The organism is Geosporobacter subterraneus DSM 17957 (genome assembly GCF_900142145.1).
Taxonomy (GTDB): Bacteria; Bacillota; Clostridia; order Peptostreptococcales; family Thermotaleaceae; genus Geosporobacter; species Geosporobacter subterraneus.
On sequence record NZ_FQZV01000044.1, the window covers coordinates 24,094 to 32,267 of the forward strand.

Annotated in this window: 8 protein-coding genes; 4 read left to right on the top strand and 4 right to left on the bottom strand. The window is 41.6% G+C overall.

Features of this window, described 5'->3' with window-relative positions:
• Positions 1 to 156: 156 nt before the first annotated feature.
• The 4 genes from BUB56_RS14520 to BUB56_RS14535 all read left to right on the top strand — a co-directional run bounded on the left by BUB56_RS14520 (position 157) and on the right by BUB56_RS14535 (position 4,912).
• Positions 157 to 2,646 carry an ABC transporter permease gene (locus BUB56_RS14520; RefSeq protein WP_110942027.1) on the top strand — a complete coding sequence of 830 codons (2,490 nt, stop codon included), beginning with the start codon at positions 157 to 159 and terminating at the stop codon, positions 2,644 to 2,646.
• Positions 2,639 to 3,334, top strand: a complete 696-nt coding sequence (locus BUB56_RS14525; RefSeq protein ID WP_110942028.1) for an ABC transporter ATP-binding protein — start codon at positions 2,639 to 2,641, stop codon at positions 3,332 to 3,334. Before BUB56_RS14520 ends, BUB56_RS14525 begins: the two co-directional genes overlap by 8 nt.
• A complete protein-coding gene (locus BUB56_RS14530; RefSeq protein ID WP_110942029.1) occupies positions 3,331 to 4,359 on the top strand; it encodes an HlyD family secretion protein in 1,029 nt (342 codons plus the stop codon). Before BUB56_RS14525 ends, BUB56_RS14530 begins: the two co-directional genes overlap by 4 nt.
• Positions 4,360 to 4,423: 64 nt before the next feature.
• The gene (locus BUB56_RS14535) at positions 4,424 to 4,912 is read left to right on the top strand and encodes a hypothetical protein (RefSeq protein ID WP_110942030.1); all 489 of its coding nucleotides are present in this window, start codon (positions 4,424 to 4,426) and stop codon (positions 4,910 to 4,912) included.
• 33 nt (positions 4,913 to 4,945) lie between these two features.
• Here BUB56_RS14535 and BUB56_RS14540 read toward each other — a convergent pair whose 3' ends face one another.
• The 4 genes from BUB56_RS14540 to BUB56_RS14555 form a co-directional block, all read right to left on the bottom strand.
• Positions 4,946 to 6,046, bottom strand: a complete 1,101-nt coding sequence (locus BUB56_RS14540; RefSeq protein ID WP_110942031.1) for a DUF3810 domain-containing protein — start codon at positions 6,044 to 6,046, stop codon at positions 4,946 to 4,948.
• A 21-nt stretch (positions 6,047 to 6,067) separates the two neighbouring features.
• Entirely contained in the window at positions 6,068 to 6,610 is a 543-nt protein-coding gene (locus tag BUB56_RS14545) for a ribonuclease H family protein (RefSeq protein WP_110942032.1), read from the bottom strand.
• 116 nt (positions 6,611 to 6,726) lie between these two features.
• Positions 6,727 to 7,815: a tyrosine-type recombinase/integrase gene (locus BUB56_RS14550; protein ID WP_110942033.1), complete on the bottom strand. Its 1,089-nt coding sequence runs from the start codon at positions 7,813 to 7,815 to the stop codon at positions 6,727 to 6,729.
• 206 nt (positions 7,816 to 8,021) lie between these two features.
• Positions 8,022 to 8,174, bottom strand: a 153-nt coding sequence (locus BUB56_RS14555) for a transposase (RefSeq protein ID WP_190014568.1), incomplete at its 5' end; no start/stop codon positions are given.

Genomic DNA, 8,174 nt, shown 5'->3' on the forward strand with positions numbered 1-8,174 from the left:
CTATCGTATGCCGATAGCTTTTCTTTTTGGGCAAATCATAAAGCAAAAATTTTAAAATACAAAAAAATTTACTCTTTTTGAGTAGATCCATAGACAAAAGTGACCATAATCCGTATGATGGAAGGGAATGAAAAGTAAGAATTGAGGGGTATTGCCATGGGGATTATTATCAAGTTTATACTGCGAAACATTCGGGAGAAAAAATTCAGGACTTTCCTGATTATATTTTCCATAACCCTATCCACAGGTCTTTTTTTTGCTTCCAGTGCCATTTCCGGGACCCTGGAGGAAATGTATGTAAATCGCATGCGAAAGCATTTTGGAAGTGCAGAGCTTCTGATTCATGCCAATGAAAAATCTCCTTCCAGATATTTGACCAGTGCCGGTGCAGAGGCCCATAGGCAAGATTTGGAGTACATCATAACCGCTGTAGAGGGAGGAGGCTACTACCGGCCCAATAGGGACGAAAGTGTTCAGGTGGATCTCAAGGGCTTTGACTGGGAGGATCTGCAGCGGATGAACCCTGTAGAGCTGGCCCATTCTTTTAACCCTGAAGAGTTTAAAGGAAAAAAGACAATCATAAGTGCCGTAACCGCAGAAAAATACAAGCTGGACCTTGGCAGCGCCATGGAAATCGAGATGGGAGAACAAAAACACCGATTCCTGGTTGCGGCTATTGCCGCCCCTACAGGTCCCTTTCAGGAGGATGGACGCTCTACTACGGTCTATATGCCAAAGGATACCCTCAGTGCCCTTCAAAATAGCCGGGGGAGATCCAGCATCATCTTCATTAAACTAAAGGATCCCCATCAGCTGAAGCAGATCTCTGAAAAATTATCTGAGGTTTACCGGCGGTATACGGTTCGCGAACCTGTAACCATAGAAGAGATTAAACAGTACACCAGTCGGATTACTACTCCCTTTATGCTGATGACCACCATGGTTCTGTTTATGAGTGTTTTTATTATTTATACCTCCTTCAAAGTCATTACCATGGAAAGGCTGCCGATCATCGGCACCTTCCGAAGCATCGGTGCTACGCAAAAAATTACCGACGGAGTTTTGCTGATGGAAAGTGCTGTTTATGGTGTCTTGGGAGGACTGCTTGGGTGCGGCCTGGGCATAGGGGTCCTTTGGGTGATGACCTACCTTATGTCTGAGAATCCCTGGACAGGTGTTCGCTCCGCTGCACAGATTCAATTCAATCCGGGGCAGCTGATGATTGCCTTTTTAATGGCGCTAATCTTGTCTATGATTAGCGCAATGGTACCGATTATTAAGACCTCGAAGATTCCGGTTAAGGATGTGGTATTAAATAAAGTAGAAATCCAGCCTAAAAAGAAGAGTAAAAAGCTGTACATAGGTTTGTTGTTCTTGTCATTGGCCGTCCTGCTGCCGGGGATGGTGCCCCGGGAAGCTGCAGTGATTGTAGGAAGCATGTGTATGCTATTGTCTGCCGCGGCCGTAACCTTGCTCATTCCATATATGACCATAGGGTTTGTAAAAGTATTTGAATGGGTTTATCTTTATATCTTTGGAAATGAAGGCGTTTTAGCAGCCAAGAACCTGCGGGACAACAAAAGCATCATTAATAATATTACTCTATTATCCATTGGTATCTCCAGCCTGCTCATGATTAATACGATTAGTCACAGTGTGGTTAAGGAGCTGGTAAGCTTTTACAGAGAAGCCACCTTTGATGTCTGGATGTGGACCTCCCGGGGAGACAGAAATTTGGATCGGCTTTTAATGACGGTAGAAGGGGTGGAGGAAGTATACGGCATCTTAGGAGTTCAGAATGTGGAGCTTGCAGACAGCAAGAATAAAATAAATCTGCTTCACGGCGTTGATAAAAATAGATACAGCAATTATTGGAATGTAGGTCTAACCCGAGAAATATTGGGGGAACTGGATCAGGATAGAAATATTCTCCTGACCCATACCCTAAAGCAAAAATTTAACGCAAATAAAGGGGATCTGTTAATGCTGGAAACCAAAAGAGGGAAAAAGGCCTACAGGGTGATAGGCTTTTTTAACTCTCTTCGATGGAACGGAAACTATGCATTGGTATCAGAACGGTTCTTAAAATCTGATATGATATCTAGATATTATGATGATATTTATATCAAGACCAGCATAGATCCCGAAAAGGTGCAAAATAACATCAAAAAGAAGTTTGAACGAAGACAGCCTTGGGTCATGACTATAGCACAAATGGAGCAAAACGAGCACAAATCCAATGACCAGCTCTTTATTATCCTTAATGGATTTTCCATCATGGCCATGGTCATCGGCATTTTTGGAATTCTAAATAACTTTATCATCAGTTTCATTGAAAGGAAGCGGTCTCTTGCAGTATTTCGTTCCATCGGCATGAGTAAGAAGCAGATTATAAAGATGATTTTCATAGAGGCGCTGACTGGAGGTTTGATTGGAGGTATTGTAGGGGTTTTTGCCGGCGTATTAATGATTTCTATTGTACCCTATGTGATGCGGGCTATGGATACCCCGATCCCCATGCACTATTCCTTGACCCTATTCCTATACGCCCTGTTGGCTGGGATGACGATCACCATTATTGCATCCATCAGCCCTGCGTTAAAGTCTTCTAAACTGAATATTGTGGAGGCAATCAAATATGAATAGAGGTGGAACTTTGGAGAAGATCATAGAAACCATTGGACTGTATAAAACCTATCAATTAGGCAATCTGGATGTAGAGGTATTGAAGGATATTAATCTAACCATTCCAAAGGGAGAGTTTGTATCCATTATGGGGCCTTCCGGGTCAGGAAAAAGCACTTTGCTCTATCTGATTGGGGGATTGGATCAACCTACTTCCGGAAGCATAAAGATTAAGGGCAAAGAGCTTTCTGTGATGAAGGATCAAGAACAGAGTATTATGCGTAGAAGGGAAGTAGGCTTTGTTTTCCAGTTTTACAACCTGATCCCCAATCTCAGCGTGGAAGAGAATACTCTGCTGCCGGTGCTGCTGGATGGTAAACGGATTAAGGAGTACCAGCGGCGTTTAGATGAGATATTAGGTATCGTAGGTCTGTCAGACCGCAGGCGGCATACCCCAAGGGAGCTGTCAGGAGGACAGCAGCAGCGGGTGGCTATTGCCCGGGCATTGATCAATGAGCCGGATATTATTCTGGCCGATGAACCTATTGGAAACTTGGACAGCAAAACAGGGATGGAGGTCATGGAACTGCTGCAAACCATCAATCATGAAAAAGGAAAAACCATCGTCCAGGTTACCCACTCCAGGGAAGCCGCGGCCTATGGACAGCGAACAATCCATGTTAGGGATGGAAAGGTGGAAGAACAATGAAGAGGAGAATCAGAAATTTTTTGCTCATAGTACTGATCCTGCCCATGCTTTTTGCATCAGGCTGTAATAAGGCAAAAAATAAACCCATAGAGGAAGAGCCTGTTGTAGAAGAAAAAACTACAGTAGAAGCCTTCGGGTATGTACGAGCTGAAAATTATAAAAATGTTGTCATTGATATACCTGGCCGGATAGAGCGCATCCAGGTGAAAGAAGGTCAGCAGGTGGCTAAGGGGGATATTTTAGTCATTTTGGATACTCGGGATTTCGATGCCCAGATCCGCAAGAAGGAGCAGGAGCTGAGGATACTGGAATTAGAAAAGCAGAAGGTGGAGAAGACTATTTTCGAAGATTTAAACAAGGATCCTGAGATAAAAAAGCTGATGGGGGACTTGCAATTTGCAGAGGATGAGCTGGGAAAAGCCCAAAAAGACTTCCAGGCAAAGGAAGTGCTGTATAAGCAAGGGGCTATTTCTCAGCAGGAGTATGATGGAGAATTGAGAAATACGGAAGGAAAAAGAAAAGCAGTAGAGGATGCAAGGCTAGCCATTGAAGCAATGAAAAATGAAAAGAGGCTGGCAAAGGATCAGCTGCTGATACAAAGTGAGAAAATCGAGGTAGGGAAAAGTGAATTAACAGCATTGCGAGAGAAGCTGAAAAGACAAGACTTTTTAGGAAATCAGATTGTATCGGAGATAGAGAAGGGCGTTGTATACGAGATCGGCTATAGTCAGGGGGATATTCTGAGTCCTGAGAAAAAGTTGTGCAGTATATTGGATTTAAACAGTTTGGTAGTAAAAGCAGAGGTGGCGGAGGAATTTGTTAAGGATGTAAAGCTGGGGGCGCCGGCTGCCATTATTCCCCTAGCAGACAAATCAAAGGAATACGAGGGTAAGGTTGTAGGGATTGCAGGCAAGGCTGTGCAGAAAGGGGGAGAAACCCTGGTTATCGTAGATATTGCCATCGAGAATAACGATGGATTCCTAATGCCCGACTTCAATGTAGATGTATCTATTGATATAAAGTAGCTTTTCATGAGTATAAATTTTTACCCTCCTGACTATCCTATAAAAAGAGAAAGGGGAGGTAAAAATGAAGCATATTCAGGCAACCATTGAACATGGAACTGTATCCTTAAACAGTGAAGAGATCAAGGGATTAATCGAAAACAGCAATTTTTTCGAAGAAGTAGAGGATATCAGTCATCAGGTGTACGAAGACAATATTTTGGCCTTTCGGGTTAAACTGGATGGGTCTATTTTAGAAGAGGAAGTGGAGCGGGATTTAGAAGAAGAGGGTTATGTAATGACCGAAGAGGATGAATATACCTCTGTGCTGCTGGAGCAGGCGGAATATTTTATTGATTCAGCTGTGGATGATATTAAGGACCGCATTGAAACCCGGTACAATATTGCTCACCTGGGAAGCTCTTATAACATTTATCAAAGCAACACCACTACATCCGATGTGCGGTTTGTGCTGACCCTATCCTTTGGGCCCCTTGGTCATGGACAGCTCTTTGAAATTACCAATGCAGTGGTAGATAAAAACTATACAAGCAATAGAGGACAATTTCAATAAAAATAAGGATGCAGGCAAAATGCATCCTTATTTTTATTGATTCTTCAGTCGATATTCTGCAATCAGCAGATCTACCATCCTGCCGTAGCTGTAAACTCCATCCTCCTGCCGGTTGGACTTCAGATAGGCGTTGTTGATCTTTGTATGAGCCCGCTCAACAGGGCCTTCATACCGCTTGTTGTATTCCTGGATCGCTGCCAGATCCCGAATAATTCCCGGACTGTATTGAGATCTCAGCTCTTTATAAAGCTCCTGGTCATGACGGTATAGTTGATTCATGACATTGATGAGGGCCAGCAGTACACCGGAGTACTGAAAATCCGGGTCAGGATGATGGGTGGCTGTAAGATAGGCAATATAATTTGCTTCATCCTCCCGTGCAAAGCCCCGTTGATGGGCCATCTCATGGGTTGTGGTAGCCAGGATCAGGGCATCAGGCGTCTTCGTATTGACATTAGCTTCGCCGGTAAAGGGAAAATAAATGCCTGAGATGCCTGTATAAGCCATGGCATGGGAAAAGAATATCCCCTTAGGTCTGCTCTTTGAACCCTGAAGCTCAGGATAGACGGCGGCAGCGGCATCGTAGCCTAGATGAGCACGGCGGAACATATCGTTCTTTCCTTTAGGCAAAAACATTACTCCTTGCTCATTCTCTTCAACCTGGGTCCGTAGTTCATTGGCTCTAGCAATAAGGCTTTCTGAAAGGTCTGCTAATTCTTCAATGGATGCGGGCTGAGTGTTCAGTCCCACAATTTCCGAAAAAGGCAATCGATAATAATTCAATCCCCATAGAATCACGAAGGAAAAATAGATGAAACAAAAAGAGATTAAAAGATGAATCATCCAGCGGCCCAGCAGTCGAAATCCATCAGAGCCTTTGAGAATAATTTGCAGTATAGCACGGGAGACCCCAAAGATGAGATAGAAAATCATCAGCACAACAATGAATTCCCCTACAGAAAAGGGTATAAAGCCCGTAAGCAAGCTTTGCATATGCTGGACAACCAGATAAAGGGCGTTAGAGTAGATCTGCTCCACCCATAGAGGGCGTGCAGCTGCAAGGAAAGTAAACAGTAGGCTAAGGGGCAACAAAAGGAGAAACAGCAATTTCTTTGGAAACCTTTGCTTTCTCATTGTGTTTACCTGCTTTCTATATTATTTGAATTTTTCCATACCCAGATTTGCCAGTGCATCTGCCCGAATATTCATTTTCGTGATGTACTCGAAGTCCTCCATAGTAAAATGAGGGCCGTTCCATTCTTTAAATTTTTTAAACCATTTTTCCATTTCACTTTTTCGCTCCAGATTCAGATGACCCTTTACCCTGCAAAACTGAATTTCTTTCTGCCGGTTTATCTGCTGCAACAAGGCCTCCCAGAGATCCTGATTTTCTACAGGAGTTTTGGCCGATGTCATCCAGCCATTCATTTGCCATTTAATATACCATTTTTTCGTGAAACATTCAATGAGATAGGCGCTGTCAGAATATACCTTAAGCGTTAAGCCTTCTTGGGTTAGTGACTTTAATGCCTCCAGCAGTGCTGTCATTTCCATGCGATTGTTGGTGGTATTTACATCCCCGCCCCATAATTCCTTCTGGTGCTTTCCATATTCCAAGATGGCTCCCCAGCCCCCTATATTTTCATCGTACTGGTTACCCGAACAGGCACCATCGGTATAAATATTGATGATCTTCATGTTTTTCCTCCTCTGTAGTGATTCACATGCTTATTATACCAAATAATACTGATTGATGCATTAGGATGTTGATATTACAAGGGTCTATGTAAATCCGTCAAAAATCCGTCAAAAATTTATTTTAAAAAAATATTACCTACGATTTTAGATGCTCTATCTAACATGTCATCTGTAACATGTGAGTAAATTCTCATTGTCATTTCAACTGAATGCCCTAACAGCTTAGCAGCTGTTTTGAAATCTACTCCATTGGATATGAGCAACGTCGCATAGGTGTGTCTCAGATCATGTACCGTGACACTGTAGCCTAATTTTTTATATTTCTGCCGTAAAAATTTGCTTAGAGAATCATTGTTTTTTATTCCCAAGACATTATTGTCTATAGATATGGGAAACTCTTTTCTAAATCTTATTAACTCTGAAAGGGTTTTTGGTGGAATGGGAACAACTCGATTCGAATTTGCATGTTTTGTTTTGCCATCGACATATCCTTTATTGTTCCCTTTCTTGCGTTGCCGATTGACCGTTAGTCTAGCATTAATTTCGTCTATATCACTCCATTTAAGTCCAGTGATTTCACCTATTCTTAGTCCACATGTACCAGCCAATAAAGTAGCAATATAGTGCTTTCTATTTGTGATTTTACTCGCAAGATCTTCAAGCTGCCATGCCATAAGAGCTTTTATTTTTTTATTTTTATCTTCTGCAGGAATTTTTACTTTATTTACCGGATTATCTCGAATAAGCCGATGGGGCTCTATTGCATTATTAAATATTGTTTTAATGGTATTTGTGTATTGTTTTACAGAAGAACTCTTAAGTCCCTGCCTAACCATTTCATCGACGCAGTTTTGAATATGCAAAGCGGTAATTTCAGTTATTCTATAGTCATTGAGAGCTTCAAATTTTTTTACAGCTAATCCGTATCTTATTATTGTATTTGCCTCTTTGTACAACCTTTCGTGATCTATGTACATTTTTACAAACTCAGCAAATGAAATTCCTTCTTTCTCTGGATCGGCAAGAGATGTAAATTCGAAGTTCTTTTTTAGATCATCAAGCCTTTGATCGGCAGCTTTTTTTGCATCTGCTCTTTTCTTAAATCCCTGTTTACTTTTCTGCTTCCACTTCCCAGTAGTATCTTTGTAAGAAATAATATACTGCCAGCCTTTATCCTTCTCTCTAAGGGTAATATTGTACTCCATCTTATTACACCTCCCTTCTTTTCAAATGTTATCCTGAATTATTCATGAAGATCTAAAAAATGAATTTAGACCCTCAAAATTGAGTTTTATCAGTTTTAAAAATCTATATAAAGGAAAAAGTTCCTAAAAAAGGGTAGACTTATCCCGTAATAGTTGTTTTTGGGTTATTTTTCCCGTTTTGAAATTGCCAAGGTTCACTGTTTTTGCTATTCAAACTTTGGGAGTCGCCTTATGTTTTCAAAGGTTTCGTAGAATTCCTCTTTATATGGGCAGCTGCTACAAAGTTTGAATGTAATATATCTTGCTGATCGGATTATCTTTGATGCAATCTTGATCAACTTTAAGCGGATGGTATCGAT